The sequence below is a fragment of the Sphingomonas sp. FUKUSWIS1 genome (genome assembly GCF_000733135.1).
Classification (GTDB): Bacteria; Pseudomonadota; Alphaproteobacteria; order Sphingomonadales; family Sphingomonadaceae; genus Sphingomonas; species Sphingomonas aerolata.
Genome location: NZ_JPJC01000275.1, coordinates 1 through 1,176 on the forward strand (window position 1 = coordinate 1; position 1,176 = coordinate 1,176).

2 protein-coding genes are annotated in these 1,176 nt (G+C 67.8%); one reads left to right on the forward strand and one right to left on the reverse strand.

Annotation, left to right across the window (positions count from 1 at the left end; translation table 11 throughout):
- The coding region (locus sphsw_RS17425; RefSeq protein WP_152555546.1) for an aminotransferase class V-fold PLP-dependent enzyme at nucleotides 1-372 on the reverse strand (372 nt) is incomplete at its 3' end.
- A gap of 63 nt (nucleotides 373-435) precedes the next feature.
- Between sphsw_RS17425 and sphsw_RS17430 the strand changes: the two genes are divergently transcribed.
- Nucleotides 436-1,092, forward strand: coding sequence for an alpha/beta hydrolase (locus tag sphsw_RS17430; protein ID WP_031395613.1), 657 nt, complete (start codon nucleotides 436-438; stop codon nucleotides 1,090-1,092).
- Nucleotides 1,093-1,176: the final 84 nt, after the last annotated feature.

The window sequence follows — 1,176 nt, forward strand, 5'->3', positions numbered from 1 at the left end:
GATGCCGCCCGCATCGACGTCGAGCATGACCGGGCGGTCCGCCGCGCGCAGGACCGCGTCATGCTCGACCGCGGCCACGCCGATGCCCGGCCGGCCGCGCAGCGCGAGGCTTGCGGATTCGCTCGCGCCGCTGGTCAGGATCACGTGGTGCGGCCAGTCGAGCGCCTGCGCGATCCGGCGCCGCGCATCCTCCAGCGCCGCCCGTGCCGCGCGCCCCTCGGCATGCGGCGAGGACGGGTTCGCCCAGCGCGCCATGCCCTCCATCACCGCCGCGACGGCCTCCGGACGCATCGGCGTCGTGGCGGCGTGATCGAGGTAGATGCGGGGTTCGTTACGGGACAGGGTCGGTTCCAATTGCGAAAAGGGGTGCATTACCTATATAGCGCGCATCGTCCGGCACTCCACCCGAGTGCGTATCCCAGCTCGCGAGTGCCCATGCCAGAAGTCATTTTTCCCGGTCCCGAAGGCCGTCTCGAAGGTCGTTTTGCGCCGGGTCCGCGTCCGCGCGCGCCCGTTGCGATGATCCTCCACCCGCACCCGTCGGCGGGCGGCACGATGAACAACGCGATCGTGCAGCAGCTCTACAAGACCTTCCAGCGGCGCGGCTTTGCGACGCTGCGGTTCAACTTCCGCGGTGTCGGCAAGAGCCAGGGCGTGTTCGACAACGGCGTCGGCGAGCTCTCCGATGCGGCGAGCGCGCTCGACTGGGTGCAGAGCTTCCATCCCGAGGCGCAGACGACCTGGATCGCGGGCGTCAGCTTCGGTGCGTGGATCGGCATGCAGCTGCTGATGCGTCGCCCCGAGATCCGCGGCTTCATCTCGATCGCGCCGCCTGCCAATCTGTACGACTTCACGTTCCTGGCACCCTGCCCGTCGAGCGGCATCATCATCCAGGGCGAGGGCGACGAGGTCGCGACGCCGGGTGCGACGCAGAAGCTGGTCGACAAGCTGCGCACGCAGAAGCACATCACCATCCATCACGACACGATCCCGAAGGCGAACCACTTTTTCGAGCACGAGATGCCCGAGCTGATGGGGTCGGTGGACAAGTATCTCGACATGCGGCTGGATCCGAATTCGCCGATCCGGTGAGCCTAAGCCCTTCTCCCCTCGGGGGAGAAGGTGGCGCGTTAGCGCCGGATGAGGGCACGCTGCGAGCGTTGCGCTTCACAACGT

Bases quoted from the DNA above. Each gene is read 5' to 3' on its own strand.
- sphsw_RS17430 (WP_031395613.1), top strand. From the start codon at position 436: ATGCCAGAAGTCATTTTTCCCGGTCCCGAAGGCCGTCTCGAAGGTCGT.